General features: G+C 69.8%; 17 protein-coding genes. 6 read left to right on the top strand and 11 right to left on the bottom strand.

Annotated elements, in window-relative coordinates:
* Positions 1-19 precede the first annotated feature (19 nt).
* Positions 20-1,588: a carboxylesterase/lipase family protein gene (locus AC5W7N_RS17160; protein ID WP_228821467.1), complete on the top strand. Its 1,569-nt coding sequence runs from the start codon at positions 20-22 to the stop codon at positions 1,586-1,588.
* Positions 1,589-1,643: 55 nt separating this feature from the next.
* On the opposite strand, the gene AC5W7N_RS17165 is transcribed toward AC5W7N_RS17160, so the two are convergent.
* The 3 genes from AC5W7N_RS17165 to AC5W7N_RS17175 all read right to left on the bottom strand — a co-directional run bounded on the left by AC5W7N_RS17165 (position 1,644) and on the right by AC5W7N_RS17175 (position 5,292).
* A complete protein-coding gene (locus AC5W7N_RS17165; protein WP_195006760.1) occupies positions 1,644-2,948 on the bottom strand; it encodes a cytochrome P450 in 1,305 nt (434 codons plus the stop codon).
* A 121-nt stretch (positions 2,949-3,069) separates the two neighbouring features.
* Entirely contained in the window at positions 3,070-3,792 is a 723-nt protein-coding gene (locus tag AC5W7N_RS17170; protein ID WP_163809924.1) for a TIGR03089 family protein, read from the bottom strand.
* A gap of 39 nt (positions 3,793-3,831) precedes the next feature.
* A complete protein-coding gene (locus AC5W7N_RS17175; RefSeq protein WP_175585759.1) occupies positions 3,832-5,292 on the bottom strand; it encodes an LCP family protein in 1,461 nt (486 codons plus the stop codon).
* A 203-nt stretch (positions 5,293-5,495) separates the two neighbouring features.
* Here AC5W7N_RS17175 and rfbD point away from each other — a divergent pair, with 203 nt between their 5' ends.
* The 3 genes from rfbD to manB are packed head-to-tail and all read left to right on the top strand — an operon-like array spanning position 5,496 to position 8,411.
* Positions 5,496-6,377 carry a dTDP-4-dehydrorhamnose reductase gene (gene rfbD / locus AC5W7N_RS17180; RefSeq protein WP_495921888.1) on the top strand — a complete coding sequence of 294 codons (882 nt, stop codon included), beginning with the start codon at positions 5,496-5,498 and terminating at the stop codon, positions 6,375-6,377.
* An 11-nt stretch (positions 6,378-6,388) separates the two neighbouring features.
* Positions 6,389-7,288 carry a glycosyltransferase family 2 protein gene (locus AC5W7N_RS17185; protein WP_138455653.1) on the top strand — a complete coding sequence of 300 codons (900 nt, stop codon included), beginning with the start codon at positions 6,389-6,391 and terminating at the stop codon, positions 7,286-7,288.
* A gap of 43 nt (positions 7,289-7,331) precedes the next feature.
* Complete coding sequence (gene manB / locus AC5W7N_RS17190; RefSeq protein WP_138449425.1) at positions 7,332-8,411, top strand: mannose-1-phosphate guanylyltransferase; 1,080 nt, start codon at positions 7,332-7,334, stop codon at positions 8,409-8,411.
* Position 8,412: 1 nt separating this feature from the next.
* Here manB and AC5W7N_RS17195 read toward each other — a convergent pair whose 3' ends face one another.
* Positions 8,413-8,541, bottom strand: coding sequence for a DUF4287 domain-containing protein (locus tag AC5W7N_RS17195; RefSeq protein ID WP_495921889.1), 129 nt, complete (start codon positions 8,539-8,541; stop codon positions 8,413-8,415).
* A 154-nt stretch (positions 8,542-8,695) separates the two neighbouring features.
* Between AC5W7N_RS17195 and AC5W7N_RS17200 the strand changes: the two genes are divergently transcribed.
* Both AC5W7N_RS17200 and AC5W7N_RS17205 read left to right on the top strand, forming a co-directional pair.
* On the top strand, positions 8,696-10,156 hold the full coding sequence (locus tag AC5W7N_RS17200; protein ID WP_495921890.1) for a phytoene desaturase family protein: 1,461 nt from the start codon (positions 8,696-8,698) through the stop codon (positions 10,154-10,156).
* 103 nt (positions 10,157-10,259) lie between these two features.
* Complete coding sequence (locus tag AC5W7N_RS17205) at positions 10,260-11,333, top strand: HtaA domain-containing protein (RefSeq protein ID WP_195019913.1); 1,074 nt, start codon at positions 10,260-10,262, stop codon at positions 11,331-11,333.
* A 62-nt stretch (positions 11,334-11,395) separates the two neighbouring features.
* Here the strand turns inward: AC5W7N_RS17205 and AC5W7N_RS17210 are convergent, their stop codons facing one another.
* From AC5W7N_RS17210 to AC5W7N_RS17240, 7 genes are all read right to left on the bottom strand, one after another.
* The gene (locus tag AC5W7N_RS17210; RefSeq protein WP_163809423.1) at positions 11,396-12,316 is read right to left on the bottom strand and encodes a cation diffusion facilitator family transporter; all 921 of its coding nucleotides are present in this window, start codon (positions 12,314-12,316) and stop codon (positions 11,396-11,398) included.
* Positions 12,317-12,489: 173 nt separating this feature from the next.
* Positions 12,490-13,710, bottom strand: a complete 1,221-nt coding sequence (gene manA, locus AC5W7N_RS17215; RefSeq protein ID WP_163809425.1) for a mannose-6-phosphate isomerase, class I — start codon at positions 13,708-13,710, stop codon at positions 12,490-12,492.
* Positions 13,710-14,933 carry a tobH protein gene (locus AC5W7N_RS17220; protein WP_495921891.1) on the bottom strand — a complete coding sequence of 408 codons (1,224 nt, stop codon included), beginning with the start codon at positions 14,931-14,933 and terminating at the stop codon, positions 13,710-13,712. The genes manA and AC5W7N_RS17220 overlap by 1 nt, the downstream gene beginning before the upstream one ends.
* 235 nt (positions 14,934-15,168) lie before the next feature.
* Complete coding sequence (locus tag AC5W7N_RS17225; protein ID WP_194989734.1) at positions 15,169-16,545, bottom strand: phosphomannomutase/phosphoglucomutase; 1,377 nt, start codon at positions 16,543-16,545, stop codon at positions 15,169-15,171.
* Positions 16,546-16,613: 68 nt separating this feature from the next.
* Positions 16,614-16,994: a DUF3499 domain-containing protein gene (locus tag AC5W7N_RS17230; RefSeq protein ID WP_036539183.1), complete on the bottom strand. Its 381-nt coding sequence runs from the start codon at positions 16,992-16,994 to the stop codon at positions 16,614-16,616.
* 140 nt (positions 16,995-17,134) lie between these two features.
* Positions 17,135-17,614: a metallopeptidase family protein gene (locus AC5W7N_RS17235; RefSeq protein WP_165448897.1), complete on the bottom strand. Its 480-nt coding sequence runs from the start codon at positions 17,612-17,614 to the stop codon at positions 17,135-17,137.
* Positions 17,615-17,706: 92 nt separating this feature from the next.
* Positions 17,707-17,940 carry a WhiB family transcriptional regulator gene (locus AC5W7N_RS17240; RefSeq protein WP_029901515.1) on the bottom strand — a complete coding sequence of 78 codons (234 nt, stop codon included), beginning with the start codon at positions 17,938-17,940 and terminating at the stop codon, positions 17,707-17,709.
* Positions 17,941-18,075 lie beyond the last annotated feature (135 nt).

An 18,075-nucleotide genomic window follows, 5' to 3' on the forward strand; every position in this document is an offset into this window, starting at 1 on the left:
GGTATGAGGAGGGTCCGCGATGAGCACTGAGTTGATTCGAGCGACGGCCACGCAGGACGAGTCCGGACCGGTGGCCGAGACCGACTACGGCCGGGTGCGCGGTGTGCGCGACGGCGGGGTGCTCGTCTGGCGCGGTGTCCCCTACGCCGCCGCACCGGCAGGCCCGCACCGGTTCTCCCTGCCCCGTCCACCGCAGACCTGGGACGGCATCCGCGACACCATCGAGTCCGGTCAGATCGCGCCGCAGAACATGGACAACACCGTTCCCATCGACAAGGGCCTGCGGATGGGGGAGGACTGTCTGTGGCTCAATGTCTTCGCTCCGGCGGGCACCGATGGCGGCCCGCACCCGGTCATGGTGTGGTTGCACGGTGGCGCGTACTGCCTTGGTACCGCGGCGCAGGGCATCTACGACGGCCGCAGGCTGGTCGAGACCGGCGATGTCGTGGTGGTGACGGTGAACTACCGCATCGGGGCGCTCGGCTTCCTCGATCTGTCCTCGCTGTCGCCGGATTTCGTGCCCAATCTCGGCCTGCACGATCAGCTGTTCGCGCTGGAGTGGGTGCAGCGCAATATCGCCGCGTTCGGCGGCGACCCGGACAATGTCACCCTGTTCGGTGAATCCTCGGGCGGCGGCTGCGTGACCGCGCTGCTCACCGCGCCGCGCGCGGCCGGCCTGTTCCATCGCGCAATCGCGCAGAGTCCGCCCGCGACAACGGTTTTCGGGCGCGAACGCGCGGCCGGAGTTGCCGACAGGTTCCTGGAGCTGATCGATCTGCCCCGCGAGCGCTCGGGCGAACTGCTCGAGTGCCCGATCGACCGGATCATCGATGCGGCCGCGATCCTGATCGATGAAGTACCGATCCAGGCCCCCGGCACCTTGGCCGCGGCCCCGGTGGTCGACGGCGACCTGCTGCCCGGCTATCCCACCGACCGTTTCCGTGACGGGCTCTCGCATCGGGTGCCGCTGATCATCGGCACCAACAAAGACGAGGCGTCGCTGTTCCGGCTGTTCCGCTCACCGATCATGCCGGTCACCCCGGAAGCGGTGAACGCCATGCTCAATGGTGTGCAGGAAAGCCATCCGGGAATGTCGCACGAACGCATCGCCGAGATCACCTCCGCCTACCCCGATCTGGCCAAGCCGCGCGGTGCGCTGGCCATGTCCACCGATGCCGCGTTCCGGATGCCCGCGCACTGGGTGGCCGATACCCATTCCCGGCATTCGCGCACCTGGATGTACCGGTTCGACCACGCAACCCCGATGTTGCGGGCGGCGCGGGTCGGGGCCGGGCACGCCACCGAATTGCCCTATGTCTTCGGCAATTTCGGCACCTTCAACCACGATCCGACGTTCTGGCTCGGCGGCCGCAAGGTGGCCACCGAGGTCTCCGGACGGATGATGCGGCGCTGGTTGGCCTTCGCCCACCACGGTGTGCCTGCCGCGCTCGACGGGTCCAAACATTGGCCGCCCTATCACGAGCAGACCCGCACCACCCTGCTCATCGACGCCGTCGACCGGGTGGTCGACGACCCCGACCACGACCTGCACACCGCCTGGGGCGAGCAAGCGGTCGGCTTCGCCTGAGCGGCGCCCGGGCGGGCGGGCCATCCCCACCCCGGCCCGCCCGGGACACCGCTGCTCAGACGCCGGAGTGTTGCGGGCTGCGCGCCCGTGGACCGAGGTTCACCGGCATCTGCTCGTATCCGTGCAGCGTGAACAGCTGCCTGCGGCGCGGCGGGCCTTCCAGCCGGAGCTCGGGGAAACGCTCGAACAGCGCGCGCAGCGCATAGCCGGCTTCCATGCGGGCCAGGCTCGCGCCCAGGCAGACGTGGATGCCGCTGCTGAAGGTGAGATGGTCCTTCGCGTTGGCCCGGGTGATATCGAAGCGGGCCGGATCCTCGAAGACGGCCGGGTCGCGGTTCGCACCCGCCAGTGACAGCACGATCGTGGCGCCGGCTCGCAGCGGCACGCCCTCGAACTCGAGATCCGCGAGGGCGGTGCGCGCGGTGGTCTGCACGGGAGGATCGAAGCGCAACACTTCCTCCACCGCGTTCGGCCACAGCTCGGGTTCCTCGCGGAGCCGGGCGAGTTGGCCCGGGTGGGCGAGCAGCTGAATGACGCCGTTGCCGATCAGGTTGACCGTGGTCTCGAAACCCGCGCCCATCAGCAGGCTCGCGGTCGCGATCAGTTCCTCGGTGTTCAGTTCACCGGCGGTGACCAGGGAGCTGAGGATGTCGTCACCGGGGTGTCGGCGCAGGCGCTCGATGTGCTCGATCAGGTAGTGGTTCATGAAGTGGGTCGCGTCCATGGCGCGCTGGTGTGCCCGCCAGGAGATCCCCAGGTCCAGCAGTGGCGTCATTCGATCGCCCCACTTCAGGAACATCTCGCGATCGGCGTCCGGGAAGCCGAGCATTTCGGAGATGATCGCGATCGGCACCTGCGCGGCATAAGCCTGCACCAGATCGGCCGATCCGTGCGCGGGCAGCGCGTCGAGCAACTCGGTGGTGACGCTCTCGACCCGGTCGCGTAGCTTGCCGATGGCCCGCGGGGTGAAAGCCGACGACACCGGTTTGCGCATCCTGGTGTGCTCGGGCGGGTCGATCACCAGCATCGACGGCGGCTCCACCGGATTGGGCGGTACCGGGAAATGCTTGGCCAACCGCTGTAGGGGGCCGGGCACGAAGCTCTCGGGTGCGCGTACACCGAACCGGTTGTCGCGCAGGATCGCTCGGCTCAGCCCGTGATCGAAGGTGACCCAGGACAGCGCCGCGCGCTGCAACCCGCCCGCACCGCGTAGCTGTTCGATCAGCGGATAGGGATCGTCTACCCCGACGGGCCCGCCCATCAACTGGGCGAACGCATCGCCGCGCCGCGCTTGCGTCCGCAGGACAGCACGGGGCGCACCGTGCACCGACAACCACCGGAACAAATACTGCGGCTTCATCTCTCACCCGACCCCATCGTCTGATGTGTGCGATATCACCACGGTACGGAACCGGCGCAGCGGCGGGAACGTCCCAGAGTCGGACTATCGACCTATACCACGGTAGGAGCCCGGACCGGCCTCATCCGCGCAGCGCGGTGACCCGTTCGGTCTCCACACGCCGCTCCCGCAGCGCCGGATCCGGGTTGACGACCTGGACCAGCGAGGCCCCCGCGGCGAGCACCGCGACGAAACCGTCGATGAGCTCGGCAGGGGTCTCCCACGGGGTGCTCGACAGCACCCGGTCGCCCTCGGAGAAGCCTTGCCGCAGCGCCGAAGTGCGCGCCTCGGCGAGAACCTCCGACACCGACATCCCGTCCAGCGCCACACCGATGCCGCCGGGCAGGAACTGGTCGCCGTGTACCCGGACCGAGGTGGCGAAATCGGTGACGCCGATCGGCAGATCACGCACCGGCGCACCCATCGGATCCAGCGACAGCACCGCGACCTCGCCGGCACCGTCGGTGTCGTCGAGCCGCTCGACGGTGGACAGGGCGAGGTCGGCGTCGGGATCGGCGTGCAGTACCACCTCGGTGCCCGCCCACCAGCAGCCGAGCAGCACCGCCGCGGTCTGCCAGTGCGCGGGCAGCAGCACCGCCACCCGCGCGCCGGGGGTGAGCCCGAATTCATCGCGCACGAGATTGGCGGTTTTGGCCGCCCAATTCGCCAGCGTGAGCCCGGACAGTTCGATTCTGGCCCCGGTGGCATCGTCGTAGTAGGTGACGCGCGGACCCGCGGGTTCGCGCGCGAGGATCGGGTCGAGCACCGCCTCGGTGAGGGTCAGTGCTTGCTCGAGATCACGCATCGGCTGGTTCACGCTCACTGGCTGTTGGCTGCGCGGTGGCTAATTCACGCATGTCGGTCCGTTCTTGCCTGCATCGATCGGCGGAGCGGGCGGTACGGGGGTGGCGGAGGTCGACGGAGTGTCGAAGTCGAACATGCCGCCCGCCTGCGACCCGGGTCCAGAATAGTCGCTCGCCAGCACCACGCTCACCGTATCCGGCGCAACCGTCTCGTCGGCGAGCACCGTCAGCCCGCCCAGCGCCTCGGCCACCGCCTTGGCCTTCGGGTCCGAGGTCGAGGCCGCGAGCACCCGGCTGCTCGTGACCGGATCGCCGGAGTAATTGTCCACCTCGCCCTGCTGGAAGCCCTTGGCGCTCAAGGCCTGTGCGACGGCACCGGCCAGACCGCCGACCAGGCTCGCGTTGAACACGTTGACCGTGACCGACGACGGCGCGACCGCGGGCTCGGCGGGTTCGTCGCTGTCCTCGCCGACCAGCGAGGCCACATACGATTTCACCGCCTTCGGCTCCACCCGCACCACCGATTCGCCCTCGGGGGTGGTGCCGTTGAGATCGGCCACCGGGATGGTCTCGAAGGTGACCTTGCCGCCGGTCAGGTCCTGGAGTTGTTGCAGGAATGCCAGCACATCCCAGTCCTCGTCGAGCACGATGGTGCGCCCGACCGCCTCGCTCAACTCGCTGAGCCTGCTCGGATTGCTCAGGGTGTCCTTGCTGAGCACCTGCTGCACCAGCTGGGCCATGAACACCTGCTGACGCACGATGCGGTCCAGGTCGCCGCGCGGCAGGTCGTGGCGCTGGCGTACGAAACTCAGCGCGCGCGGGCCGTCGAGCCGCTGTCTGCCCGCCGGGAACGAGGCGCCGGACATCCATTCGTCGACCGGATTGTTCAGGCAGACGTCCACCCCGCCCACGGCGTCGGTGAGCAGCACGAACCCGAGCAGGCTGACCTCGGCGTAGTGGTCGACGGTGATGCCGGTCAGCCCGGCGACGGTCTTGACAAGGGCCTGGCGGCCCGCCTGGGTGGACTTGCGTTCGGCCTCGTCCTCGGCGACGCCCTCGTCCAGCAGCTCCTGCTGTTGCTCCTGCTTGGTGATGCCGTAGGCGGAGTTGATCTTGCCCTTGCCGAGGCCGGGGATGTCGACGTAGGAGTCGCGGGGGATGGAGATGGCGGTCGCGGAGCTGCCGTCGTTGGGGACCCGGACCAGCACGATGGTGTCGGTATTGGTGCCGATCTCATCGCCGGCGTGCAGCATCGCGCGTTCGGCGTCGGTCAGCGGGTTGCCGTGCGCGTCGGTGCGCGAATCGACGCCGACCAGCAGGATGTCGACCGCGCCGTCGCGCCCGCCGCCGAGGCCCAGATCGGAGATGCGTTCGATATTGGAGATGAGGCTGTCCACGCTGCGCCAGGCCAGGCCGGTGACCACCAGCACCAGCACAGCGATCACGGCCACCAGCGCACGCATGGGGCCGAACGAACCCGGTTCCCATTCCGTGCGGGACATCGGTGCGCCACCCCCACTTGCCGCCCTGCGCTGCGCCACCTGCAGTCCTCTCCACCCCGTCGGGTCCGCTCGTCGGACCCGGCGATCGATTCCAGTCCTTTCGACTCAGCGTCGCTCATGACACCCAGCCCCATCACGAGGCTAACCAACGGCAACGGCGGTGGAGCCGAACCGCTGGTGCGACGGCGTGCCAGACTGACCGCATGAGCGCCGCTACACCTCCGGAAACGCCCGCCGACCCCGACCTGGCCGAGCGGGTGGTCGTCACCGGTGCGGGCGGACTGCTCGGGCACGAGTTGCGCCGGTTCGCGCCCGCCGCGCGCGCCTTCGGTCACCGCGAACTCGATATCACCGACGCCGACGCGGTGCGCGCGATCGTCGGTCCAGGCGCGGTGATCATCAACTGCGCCGCCTTCACCAACGTCGACGCCGCCGAATCCGAGCGGGCCGCCGCGTTCGCGGCTAACGAGACGGGCCCTGCGGTACTGGCGGCGGTCTGTGCCGAGGCAGGGGCGCGGCTGATCCATATCTCCACCGACTACGTCTTCGACGGCACCGCGACCCGGCCCTACGAGACGTCCGACCCCACCGCGCCCCTGTCGGTCTACGGACAGTCGAAACTGGCCGGCGAACACGCGGTACTGAACTCGGCCGCGCAGGCCCACGTGGTCCGCACCTCTTGGGTCTTCCGCGCGGCGGGCGGCGACTTCGTTGCGACGATGCTGAAGCTCGAACGCGAACGCGACAGCATCGACGTGGTGGACGACCAACTCAGCTGCCCCACCTACGGCGGCGATCTGGCGCTCGGCCTGCTGGAACTGGCCCGCACTCCACAGGCCCCCCGGCTGTTGCACGCCACCAACTCCGGCACCGCGAGCCGATTCGATCTGGCGCTGGCGGTATTCGCCGGAGTCGGCGCGGATCCGCAGCGAGTACGGCCGTGTGATTCCTCGAAGTTCCCCAGACCCGCTCGGCGCCCGGCGTATTCGGTGCTGTCCGGTACTTCGTGGGCCGACGCCGGGCTGACGCCGCTGCGGGATTGGCGCTCGGCGCTCGAGGACGCGCTGCAGCGCCGCTCCGGTTAGGCTGGACCGCTGTGAGCCCCTCCGATTCCACGGGTCAGCCGAGCCTGGCCGTCGTCACGGTCACCTACTCGCCCGGCGAGCACCTCGAGCACTTCATCAGCACGCTGGCCACCGCCACCGCGGAGAAGCCGCAGGTGATCCTGGCCGACAACGGGTCGGTCGACGGTGTGCCGGAAATGGTGGCCGAGGCCAACTCGCATGTGCGGCTGCTACGCACCGGAGGCAATATCGGCTACGGCGGCGCCATCAACCGGGCCGTGGCCGAACTGGACCCGTCGATCGAATTCATCGTCATCTCCAACCCGGACATCCGCTGGGGCAACGACGCCATCGACGAGCTGCTGGCCGCGGCGCAGCGCTGGCCCCGCGCCGGTGCGCTCGGTCCGATGGTGCGCGAACCGGACGGCAGCATCTACCCGTCGGCGCGTTCGGTACCCGGCCTGCTCGACGGTGCCGGTCACGCCATCCTCGGCTCCATCTGGAAGTCGAACCCCTGGACCGTGCGCTACCGCCAGGAGAACGAGCAGATCTCCGAACGCACGGTGGGGTGGCTGTCGGGGTCGTGCCTGCTGGTGCGCCGGGCGGCGTTCGACGCCATCGACGGCTTCGACTCGCGCTACTTCATGTACATGGAAGACGTCGACTTCGGCGACCGGATGGGTCGCGCGGGCTGGCACAACGTCTTCGTGCCGAGCGCCGAGGTCACCCATGCCAAGGGCCACGCCGCGGGCAGGCATCCCGAGCTGATGCTGCCCGCCCACCACGCCAGTGCCTACCGCTTCCAGGCCGACCGGCATCCGCACTGGTGGCAGGCCCCGTTGCGGCTGGCGCTGCGGGTCGGACTTGCGGTTCGCTCCCGGATTGCGGTTCGATCTGCGCTGCGCGCGAAGGCGCGTGACGAAGCTTCGTGAGTGCACCGCTCGCGGACGATCCACTGTGAACAGAGGACCCTCGATGTCAGGACATTCAGGCACCGACGCCGTGATTCTGGTCGGCGGTCAGGGGACGCGGCTGCGTCCGCTGACCCTGTCGGCGCCCAAGCCGATGCTGCCCACCGCCGGTCTGCCGTTCCTGACCCACCTGCTGGCCCGGATCGCCGAAGCGGGCATCACCCACGTCGTGCTGGGCACCTCGTTCAAGGCCGAGGTGTTCGAGGAACACTTCGGTGACGGCGCCGACCTCGGCCTCGAGATCGAGTACGTCACCGAGACCGAACCGCTGGGCACCGGCGGCGGCATCCGCAACGTGCTGCCCAAACTGCGCGCGGACAACGTCATGGTGTTCAACGGTGACGTGCTCGGCGGCACCGATCTCGGCGCCATCCTCGACACCCATGAGTCCACCAAGGCCGACGTCACGCTGCATCTGGTGCGGGTGAGTGATCCGCGGGCCTTCGGCTGCGTGCCGACCGACGAGAACGGCCGGGTCACCGCGTTCCTGGAGAAGACCCAGGACCCGCCGACCGATCAGATCAATGCCGGTTGCTACGTGTTCCGGCGCGAGTACATCGAGAAGATCCCGTCCGGGCGTCCGGTGTCGGTGGAGCGCGAGGTGTTCCCTGCGCTGCTCACCGAGGGTGCCAGGGTGCAGGGCCACGTCGACACCTCGTACTGGCGGGACATGGGCACCCCGGAAGATTTCGTGCGCGGCTCGGCGGATCTGGTGCGCGGAATCGCGCCCTCGCCCGCGCTGCCCGGTCAGCGTGGTGAGTCGCTGGTGCACCAGGGTGCCGGGGTGGCGCCGGGTGCGCTGCTGATCGGTGGCACCGTGGTGGGCCGCGGCGCCGAGGTCGGTGCCGGCGCCCGCCTCGACGGTGCGGTGCTGTTCGACGGTGCCCGGGTGGAGGCCGGGGCGACGGTGGAGCGTTCGATCATCGGCTTCGGCGCCCGGATCGGCCCGCGGGCGCTGGTCCGTGACGCCGTCATCGGTGACGGCGCCAGCGTCGGCGCCCGCTGTGAGCTGTTGCGCGGCGCGCGGGTCTGGCCCGGGGTCGAGATCCCCGACGGCGGTATCCGCTTCTCCACCGACGTCTGACTCAGGACGCCCACTTCTCCGGGTGCAGGAAATGCTGGGTGATGGCGTTGGCGTGGCCGTGCCCGAAGCCGTGCTCGGTCTTCAGCCAGTCGACCAGTTCCTTGTGCGAGGCACGGCCCGATTCGGCCATCGCGGTCTTCCACTCGTCGATGCCGCGGCCGTAGGTGGCCTGTTGCCGGTCACACCGCGCCCGGATCGAAAAACGCCGGCCCGCTGTCTGTGGTCCGTGCTCGTATCGGGACGGGAACCGGCGCGCGTCCGGCGATCCACGGCACAATCGGGGCATGGCTGATGTCGTGGTGGTGGGGTCGGGACCGAACGGGCTGGCGGCGGCGGTGGTGCTGGCGCGGGCCGGGCTGTCGGTCGAGGTGTACGAGGTGCAGGACACCGCGGGCGGGGGTTGCCGGACCGCCGAGGTGACACTGCCCGGCTTCCACCACGACACCTGCGCCGGCGCGCATCCGATGGCTCTGGCCTCACCGTTCTTCCGGGCCTTCGATCTCGCCGAGCACGGTGTGGAGCTGCTGACGCCGGAGGCGTCCTATGCCCATCCCCTCGACGGCGGCCGGGCAGGCGTCGCCTGGCGCGATCTCGAGCGCACCGCCGACGGGCTGGGCGCGGACGGCCGGGCCTGGCGTTCGCTGTTCGAGCCGCTGGTGCGGGACTGGCCGCGGGTGGTGGATCTGGCCATGTCGGATATGCGGCATGTGCCCGCGCTGTCGCCGACCGCCGTGCGGTTCGGGCTGCGCATGCTCGAACAGGGCTCGCCGCTGTGGAATGTCCGGTTCCGCGAGCAGGAGGCCCCGGCGTTGCTGTCGGGAGTGGCCACCCATGCCATTACCGAACCGCGCGCGCTGCCCGCCGTCGGGGCGGGGCTGCTGCTCGGCACGCTGGCCCACGCCGGCGGCTGGGTGATCCCGCGCGGCGGCAGTCAGGCCATCGTCGACGCGCTGATCAGCGAGCTCGAGCGGCTGGGGGGACGGGTGATCACCGGACATCGCGTCGATTCGCTGGCGGAGTTCGACAGCGCCCGCGCGATCGTCCTCGATACCGCGCCCACCGAACTGCTGCGCTTGGGCGGCGAGCGGCTGCCGGACCGCTACCGTCGCAAACTCGGCCGATTCCGCTACGGCGGCGCGGCATGCAAGATCGATTTCGCGCTGTCGGGGCCGGTGCCCTGGCAGGCCGAGGGCTGCGCGTCGGCGGGAACGCTGCATCTGATCGGCACCCGAGACGAGGCCATGGCGGCCGAACGGGCCGTCGCCGCCGGACGGCACGCCGAGCGGCCCTACGTGCTGTCCATCCAGCCCGGTGTGGTCGATCCCGGCCGGGCGCCGGAGGGCAAACACACCTTCTACACCTACGCGCATGTTCCGAACGGCTCCGACCGCGACATCAGCGACGCCGTGATCGCGCAGATCGAACGGTTCGCTCCCGGCTTCCGCGATCTGATCCTCGCAACCAATGTGCGCACCGCCGCGCAGATGCCCGCCCACAACGCCAACTACGTCGGCGGCGACATCTCCGCCGGCGCGATGAACCTGCGCCAGACGGCCTTCCGCCCACTGGCGCGCTGGAACCCGTACGCCACCCCGCTGCCCGGTGTGTACCTGTGCTCGTCGTCGACCCCGCCCGGGCCGGGTGTGCACGGCATGTCCGGCCTGCACGCCGCCCAGCACGTGTTGCGTTCGCGCTTCGGTGTGCGCAGTGATCCGCTGGACCTGCTGCGGGCAGGCAGGGCCTGACATCGGTATCCGACGAGAACGGCCGTGATCATGGCGGAGGTCACGTCGTGTAGGGCCGAACGCCCCTACGACGACCGATCCCGCACGTCATAGATTCGCAGGTGTGAGAACAACACTGCTGGCGGTCGTCGCCGTCGCCGCGGTCACGGGCACCGGGGCTGTCGTCGGCGTCGCACCCACCGCCACCGCCCAGCCCGCGCCCGCGATCGAATTGTTCACCGCCGACGGCCGGACTCCGCTGGCCGATACCCCTGTCCACGTCGGCGACACCATCGTCGTCAAGGGCCGCGGCTTCGACCCCGAGGCCAACACCTCCGGTCTTCCGGTACCGGTCCCGCCCGGTGTACCGCATGGCACCTTCGTCACCTTCGGCGCGTTCGCCCCGCAGTGGCGGCCGTCCGAAGGCGCCCCGACCAGCGCCCGCGCCGCGCAACGGTCGGCCGTGCAGTGGGTGCTGTCGAGATCCGCGCTGGATCGGGTGCCGAGCGCACCGTTCGATTTCCAGCGCACCATCCGCCACCAGTGGGTCGAACTCGAACCGGATGGCGAGTTCACCGCCGCCCTGCAGGTGCGGCTGCCCGAACAGATCCCGACCGGTGCGCGCTTCGGCGTCTACACCTACGGCGCGGCCGAGGCGATCAACCCGGCCCAGGAGCTGGCCGCACCGGTGGTGTTCGATCCGGCGCCCGGCCCGAACGCGCCCGCACCGCCCCCGCAGGACCTGCGCTGGGCGCTCGCCCCGAATTTCGAATCCACCGTCACCGACACCCTCCAGGGCGCCCTGGCCGGGTCCGGCGGCGCCGGCGTCCACGACGACGGCAGCATCGGATTCACCTTCGACTCCGCCGAGCTCGACGCGGCCGGTTACGGCACGCTGCGCTACCGCGGCACCGTCGTCGCCGCGACCCGCTTCCACCTCGGCGAGATCGCCATCGCGAACCCGTGGATCGAATTCACCCCCGAGGGCACCTGGCTCACCGCCGAGACCTCGACCTCCGACACCGTCGGCGCGGATTCACTGGCCCGCACCCGGCTGGCCCGCCTGGAGACCGGCCCGGCACCGGGCGCCACGCAGTGGACCGCGGTGCCCGCTCGTTTCGAGCCGACGCTGCGGCCCGCCTCGCTACTGCCGTATGCGAACACCCAGGCCGCGCCGGTCAGCTTCCACATCGGCTGAGCGCGACCGACAGCGCCCCCGCACCGCGGGTGCGGGGCGGGGGCGCTCGGGTCCGGGGATGGTCAGGCCGGCTGCGTCCGGTACAGGTCGGGCTCCAGATAGATCACCCGCGCGGCAGGCACGGCGGCCCGCACACGCGCCTCCGCGTCGTCGATCGCGGACGCGATGGCGGCGATGTCCAGACCGGGCGTGATGGCGACCTTCGCGGCCACCAGCAGCTCCTCCGGGCCCATGTACTGGGTCTTGCAGTGGATGATGCGGTCGATGCGCTCCCCGTCGACGAGGTTGGCGCGGATGGCCCGGTCTTCCTCGGGCGTGGCGCCCTCACCGATGAGCAGGCTCTGCATCTCGATGATCAGCACGATCGCGATCACCCCGAGCAGGCCACCGATGGCCAGGGTGCCGATGCCGTCGAAGATCGCGTTGTCGGTGATCATGGTCAGGCCGACACCGGCGAGGGCGAAGATCAGGCCGATCAGCGCGCCGGTGTCCTCCAGCAGCACCACCGGCAGCTCCGGGCTGCGCGAATTGCGGATGAACCGCCACCAGCTCGCCCGGCCCTTGAGCGGGCGCGATTCGCGCACGGCGGTGGTGAAACTGTAGGTCTCCAGGCCGATCGCGATCACCAGGATGACGACCGCGACCAGCGGCGAACTCAGCTCCTCCGGATGCTGGATCTTGTGGATCCCCTCGTAGATCGCATACACCGAGCCAAGGGTGAACAGCACCAGCGCGACGACGAACGAATAGAAGTAGCGGTTGCGGCCGTAGCCGAACTGATGCAGCTCGTCGGCCTCTTTCTCGGCGCGACGCTGACCGAGCAGCAGCAGGCCCTGGTTGGAAGTATCGGCAACCGAGTGCACGCCCTCGGCGAGCATGGACGCCGATCCGGTGATCGCCGCACCGACGAACTTGGCCACAGCGATACCCGCGTTCGCCAGCAACGCGGCGACAATCGCCTTCTTCCCACCACTAGCCGACATCCGGCCGCCCTCCTGTTCGATGTGCCGCACCGTCGCCGTGGTGCGCAGTCGGAGTCCGATCGGTCCTTGCCGGACCGGACCGGGCCGCGAAACAGACTATGCGAGTCGCGCGCTGCGCGCTGTCCCGGATCCGGATAGCGGCCCCCGGCGCCGGCGTTTCGATACGCAGCCGGTCAGGACGCCCCGCCGACGCAGGCGCAGAACACCTGGGCCGGGCCGTCCACGGCTTGCGCGCGGACGTCGCTGTCGGCGGCCGAGATCCAGGCCGCGGCACCGCGTTCGAGCACCAGTTCGGATCCGCCCTGCAACAGGCGCACCGAACCCTCGGTGCACAGCACGATGCCGGGGCCGGCCTCGGTGAGCGGCACCAGCGCTGCACCTGCGGTCAGATCGAAACGCCGCAGCGCGAATTCCGGCGCGGGCGTGCGGTAGCGCACCGATCCGTCGCCCGCCGGTTCGGGCAGCACGATCGGCAGGTCGATCGGCTCGAAGTCCAAGACCGCCAGCAACTCCGGGACATCGACGTGCTTGGGGGTGAGGCCGCCGCGCAGCACGTTGTCGGAGTTGGCCATGATCTCGACGCCGAGCCCGCGCAGGTAGGCGTGCAGGTTGCCGGCGTCGAGGAACAGGGCCTGACCGGGCTCCAGGGTCAACCGGTTGAGCAGCAGCGCGGCCAGCACCCCGGCATCGCCCGGGTAGTTTTCGGCCAGTTCCAGTGCGGTCCTGGCCTCGGCGGCGAATTTGCGTTTGCGGCTGGACAGATAGCGCACGCAGCCGTCGAGTACCTGCGGCAGCAGCGTGGCGAGGACGTTCTGCGGCAGCGTGATCCAGGTGGTGAACAGGGTGCGCAGTCCGGCCGAATCCGGTTGGGCGGCGAGCAGATCCGCGTACGACTCCAGGGCCGCGACATCGAGGGCACGCAGCAATTCCACCGTACGTTTCGGTTCCCGGAATCCGGCCAGCGCTTCGAATCGGTCCAGCGCCACCACCAGTTCCGGCTTGTGGTTCTCGTCGCGGTAATTGCGCATCGGCGAATCCAGCGGCACCCCGGCCTGGTTCTCCCGGTGGAATCCGGCGGCGGCCTGCGCGGAACTGGGATGGGCCTGCAGCGACAACGGCTCCTCGGCGGCGAGGATCTTGAGCAGGAACGGCAGCCGACCACCGAATTCCGGTGCCGCCGGGCCGAGTTCCCGATCCGGATCGGCCGAGACCAGTTCCAGCAGCGACGTCGTCGAGCCGTTGCCGATCCGCACCTGAGCCGGATCGGCGGGATGGGCGCCGAACCACAATTCGGCTTCCGGATGGGCCGAGGGGACCGGACGGCCGCACAGCTTGGCGAGCGAGGTGCGCGAGCCCCATGCGTAAGAGCGCAGCGCACCGACGAGTTCGTGCACTAGTAGCGTCCCCCGTCGAACTGGTCCGAGCCGAACTGTTCGGGGGCCGCACCGGTGGTGACCTCGCGGGCACCGATCAGGCGCAGGTAGGCGGCGGTCATCTCGAGTCGAAGAGCGAGGACGGCGAGGCGTTCCAGATCGCCGCCGCGCGCGCGTGTCTCGCCCTCGGTTTCCTCCGGCTTCGGGGCCGAGGGATCGGTGAGGTCGCTGCGCAGCAGCTCGAGGTCGGCGGCGACCAGGTCGGCGTCCACCAGGCCGGATCCGGTGCCGGAGAAGATGGCGAGTTTGCGGCGCGCGGCCACCTCGTCGGGGTCGGTGCTGAGCACCAGCACCCGCATCCGCTCGACCGGAGCCGGACCGTCGAGCTGCTCGTCGTGGAACAGCGGGTCGTAGTCGGGGGCGGTTTCGCCCGTCGCTGCGATCATGCGCGGATGCGCGGCGACGGCGCCCGCGAGGTCGACCGCGGTGGCGATGCGCCCCGCCGACTGCAACAGCACCTCGGCGGCGTGGCCCGCGAGTTCGGTGGCGGCGGGAGAATCGCCCGCGAGCACCAGTGCACGCTGCTGCATCCGGGTGGCCAGGGTCTTGGCCGGATTGCGGAAGGCCTCGTGCTGGGGACCGTCGCGCAGCGCTTCGGCGTCCACCAGATCGGCCAGATCGCCCAGCGCGGGCAGCGACGGCGCACTGCGGGCGGGGTCGATCGCCCGCAGGACGGCGATACCGATCGCCAGATAACGCAGCAGCCGGTTGTGATCCAGGACCGGCAGCCGCGGCGAGAGCAGGGCCGAGCGGCCCGCCGCGACCGCCCGCAGCGGGCCCTCGTGCGGTGCGGCGACGATGACTTCCGCGCCGCGCCGCTGGGCCCGGTCGACGGCGTCGACGAGCCGCGGATCGCCCGCGTCGTCGCCGGCGACCACCACGACGTCGAGCGGACCGACCCACGGCGGCACCGCGACCACGGGCACGATCGGCAGGCCTGCTCGATCCCCGAGCGCGGTGATCAGCAGCCGCGCCGCGCGGGTGGCCCGGCCGGGTCCACAGACGAAGACAAGGCTGCGTGGGCGCAGACCGTCCAGCCGCTCCAGGATGCCCTCGTCGACGGCGGCCGCGGTAGCGCGGATCTGGGCGCCACCGGATGCGGCCGAGCGCAGGGCGCCGCCGCTGTCGGCAGCCTCGAGCGACTCCGCGTCGTCGAGGTCGAGCACCGGTGTTCCAGCGATCATCGGGCGTCCCACCTCCCCTCATCGCGCTGTGTTCGCCGTCGGCCCGCACCCTTCGATGTGCTGTCCACCGGGACCATGCCACTCCGGATGGGGCCGGGCGAATCCAAGGTCTGTGCTTCCACTATTCCAGTCGGGAACCGACTATGCCCGGGATCCAGGGTTGGGAAGATCGCTCTGTCCCGGTGCTCGAATCCCGAGCGTGTGATTCCTTTCCTCAGTAATTCCACTATCCCAGTCAGGACCTGACGATGCTCAGGATCTCAGTCACGAGTGCGTCTACTTCCTCCGGCGATCTGGCTTCGACGTTGAGACGAAGTAGCGGTTCGGTATTGGAGGCGCGCAGGTTGAACCACGCGTGGTCGGGTAGGTACACGGTGACGCCGTCGAGGCGGTCCACCGACACCACCCGGTCGGCGAAGGCGTCCAGCACCGCGCCGGTGCGTTCGGCGGCGTCGTCGACGGTGGAGTTGATCTCGCCGGAGGCCGCGTAGCTGTTGTAGGAGGCCATCAGCTCCGAAACCGGGCGGTCCTTCTCGCCGAGCGCGGCCAGCACGTGCAGCGCGGCCAGCATGCCGGAGTCGGCGCCCCAGAAATCCCGGAAGTAGTAGTGCGCGGAGTGCTCGCCGCCGAACACCGCGCCGGTGGCCGCCATCTGCTGCTTGATGAAGGAATGGCCCACCCGGGTACGCACCGGGGTGCCGCCCAGTTCGGTGACGAGTTCGGGCACCGCGCGCGAGGTGATCAGGTTGTGGATGATCACCGCGCCCGGCTCCTTGCCGAGTTCGCGTTCGGCGACCAGCGCGGTGATCGCCGACGGCGAGACCGGATCACCGTTCTCGTCGACGACGAAACAGCGGTCGGCGTCGCCGTCGAAGGCCAGGCCGATATCGGCGCCGCTGGTGCGGACCAGCTGCTGGAGGTCGATCAGGTTCTTCGGGTCGAGCGGGTTGGCCTCGTGGTTGGGGAAGCTGCCGTCGAGTTCGAAGTACAGCGGCACGATCTTCACCTGCGGCAGGGCGCCGAGTACCGCGGGGACGGTGTGACCACCCATCCCGTTGCCCGCGTCCACGGCGATCGTCAACGAGCGGATGCCGGACAGGTCGACCAGTTCACGCAGGAAGCCCGCGTAGTCGTCGAGCAGGTCGGTCTCGGTGGCGGTGCCGCGCGGGCCGTCGTAGCCGGGCACGCCCGCGGTCACCTCGGCGGCGATGGTGGCCAGGCCGGTGTCCTGACCGACCGGCAGCGCCTTCGCGCGGCACAGCTTGATGCCGTTGTACTGGGCGGGGTTGTGGCTGGCGGTGAACATCGCGCCGGGGCAATCCAGCTTGCCGGAGGCGAAGTAGAGCTGGTCGGTGGAGGCCAGGCCGATGTGCACCACATCGAGGCCCTGCCCGAGCACGCCCTCGGCGAAGGCGGCCGCCAGTTCGGGGGAGGAGTCGCGCATATCGTGTCCGATGACGATGCGCCGGGCGTTCTCGGCGCGCATCAGCCGCGCGAACGAAGCGCCTACGTCGGAGACGAATTCGGCGTCGATCTGGTCACCGACCACACCGCGTACGTCGTAGGCCTTGATCACCGCGTTCACGAAATCGGCAGAGCGGGCGACTGTCATAGCGAACACCCTAGTGCCCGGTCGGTGTGGCGCTCACATGGTCCCGGCGATTGCCCGCGGGCGCGGCCTCAGCTGGGCGGATCGGGCAGCACACGCAGATGTCCACGGCGCCCGGTTCGGGTGGTGCGCGGCGGTGGAGGCGTGTAATCGCGGTAGCCGCGCTGGTCGGGTTCGGGCGGGCGACGGCGTAGTCCGGCTTCGCGGACCGCCTCGGCCAGTGCCGTCAGATCGTCGTCGTCGGGTGTGCTGGAGGAGAATCCGCCTTCGTGCCGGACCATGTCCCAGCCCTTGGGTGCGGTGATGCGCGAGGCGTGGGTCTCGCAGAGGTCCCAGGAGTGGGGTTCGGCTACCGTCGCGAGCGGACCGACCACCGCGGTGGAGTCCGAGTAGACATAGGTGAGCGTCGCGACGGCCGGATTCTTGCAACCTGGTCGGCAGCAACGACGCATGGGAATCACGCCAGTGAGAGTAACCCCCTTGACGGCCGGGAGTGGGCAGACACGCTCAGTGAATCCCGTCCCATCGGCGCGTCGTGCATCACTCGGCCGGGGTCAGCGGGGGATTTCCGGGCCGATGCCCCCGGCCGGGATCAGTTCGGTTCGGGGTCGATGACGTCCGGATCGACGCCGAGATAGGTGGCGATCTGCTGGACCAGAACCTCGCGCAGCAGATCCACGAGATCGTCCGGATCGCCTGCCCGCAGTTCGAGCGGTTTGCGGAACAGCACCACGCGAGCGCGGATCGGAGTGCCGTGCCGGTCGACGCCGGCCGGGATGAGCCGCGACAGCGGTACCGGACCGTCGGCCACGACCTCGTCCGGCCAGGTGACCGAATCAGGGTGCAGCGGACGGATTTTCGGCACGTCATCGACGGCGATATCGAGTTTCGTGAGCCGGTCGTGCCACCGCGAATCCAGCGGAGCGAACGCCTCGAGCACCAGGCGGTCGAACTTCTGCCCGCGGGTGCGCCAGGCGGGGACCGTCGGCGGCAGCATCGGCCCGCGTACCCCGCGGCCGCGGCGGGTCACCGACCGGGCTGTCGGGGGACGACGATTGCGCGAACGTGCCATACCGCAAACGTTAGTCAGGTGCGGTTGCCCACCTCGGCCCGCCCCGGCCGCAGGCGCCGAGGCGGGCCGGCCGGGACCTGTCCGGTCCTTGCTCAGCCGATGCCGCGCTTGAGCCTGCGGCGCTCGCGTTCGGACAACCCGCCCCAGATGCCGAACCGTTCATCGTGTGCGAGTGCGTATTCCAGGCACTCGTCCCGTACCTCGCAGCCCATGCAGATCCGTTTCGCCTCGCGGGTCGAGCCGCCCTTCTCGGGGAAGAACGCCTCCGGATCGGTCTGCGCGCACAGGGCACGTTCCTGCCACTGTTCTTCGATCGACTCGAACATCTCGTCGAAACCCGGCACGACCAAGCTGAGTCGGGGCGCCGAGTCTCGCTCACCCCCCTCGTGGTCCTTCCACCCGGCCTCTGCGCAGACGCTACGTGCTGCGCCTGCCGTGGAATCGGTTTGCGATACGCCGCC

The organism is Nocardia sp. CDC519 (genome assembly GCF_059509835.1).

Coding starts and splice junctions, on each gene's coding strand:
- AC5W7N_RS17170 (WP_163809924.1), bottom strand. CDS start 3,792: ATGCGTGATCTCGAGCAAGCACTGACCCTCACCGAGGCGGTGCTCGAC.
- rfbD (WP_495921888.1), top strand. CDS start 5,496: ATGAGCGCCGCTACACCTCCGGAAACGCCCGCCGACCCCGACCTGGCC.
- AC5W7N_RS17195 (WP_495921889.1), bottom strand. CDS start 8,541: ATGGCCGAATCGGGCCGTGCCTCGCACAAGGAACTGGTCGACTGGCTG.
- AC5W7N_RS17230 (WP_036539183.1), bottom strand. CDS start 16,994: ATGCGTCGTTGCTGCCGACCAGGTTGCAAGAATCCGGCCGTCGCGACG.
- AC5W7N_RS17160 (WP_228821467.1), top strand. CDS start 20: ATGAGCACTGAGTTGATTCGAGCGACGGCCACGCAGGACGAGTCCGGA.
- manB (WP_138449425.1), top strand. CDS start 7,332: ATGTCAGGACATTCAGGCACCGACGCCGTGATTCTGGTCGGCGGTCAG.
- AC5W7N_RS17200 (WP_495921890.1), top strand. CDS start 8,696: ATGGCTGATGTCGTGGTGGTGGGGTCGGGACCGAACGGGCTGGCGGCG.
- AC5W7N_RS17210 (WP_163809423.1), bottom strand. CDS start 12,316: ATGTCGGCTAGTGGTGGGAAGAAGGCGATTGTCGCCGCGTTGCTGGCG.
- AC5W7N_RS17175 (WP_175585759.1), bottom strand. CDS start 5,292: ATGTCCCGCACGGAATGGGAACCGGGTTCGTTCGGCCCCATGCGTGCG.
- AC5W7N_RS17240 (WP_029901515.1), bottom strand. CDS start 17,940: ATGTTCGAGTCGATCGAAGAACAGTGGCAGGAACGTGCCCTGTGCGCG.
- AC5W7N_RS17235 (WP_165448897.1), bottom strand. CDS start 17,614: ATGGCACGTTCGCGCAATCGTCGTCCCCCGACAGCCCGGTCGGTGACC.
- AC5W7N_RS17165 (WP_195006760.1), bottom strand. CDS start 2,948: ATGAAGCCGCAGTATTTGTTCCGGTGGTTGTCGGTGCACGGTGCGCCC.
- AC5W7N_RS17225 (WP_194989734.1), bottom strand. CDS start 16,545: ATGACAGTCGCCCGCTCTGCCGATTTCGTGAACGCGGTGATCAAGGCC.
- AC5W7N_RS17220 (WP_495921891.1), bottom strand. CDS start 14,933: ATGATCGCTGGAACACCGGTGCTCGACCTCGACGACGCGGAGTCGCTC.